The organism is Streptomyces fildesensis (assembly GCF_016107395.1).
Taxonomy (GTDB): Bacteria; Actinomycetota; Actinomycetes; order Streptomycetales; family Streptomycetaceae; genus Actinacidiphila; species Actinacidiphila fildesensis.
Genome location: NZ_JAAIKO010000288.1, coordinates 1 through 272 on the forward strand (window position 1 = coordinate 1; position 272 = coordinate 272).

Here is a 272-nt window from a genome sequence, read left to right on the forward strand (position 1 = left end):
CTCCAACAACAGAGAACCCGAATGCAGCATTGCCATGCCTACTCTCACTGATTCCGCCTGTACTTCCTCTCTAACTGCTACATCAGTAGATGCAGCTTCCTTCTCAAACCGTCCAGTAAAATGGGATAAAGTGTTGATCAAGTGGGAAGAGAAGAAGCGTTCTACAAGGCGCAAAACAACGTGGAGGGCATCAAGAGTAGGCAAGCCGCGAGCATCAACGGGAATATCGATGGTTGGCTGGTCTTCTGGGATATTCGGAGGTGAACTCTGAG

The 272-nt window shown here is 49.3% G+C and carries 1 protein-coding gene; it reads right to left on the minus strand.

What is annotated here, in order from left to right:
* Window positions 1-272: hypothetical protein (locus C6N31_RS44965; protein WP_232486380.1), on the minus strand; the 272-nt coding region annotated here is incomplete at both ends.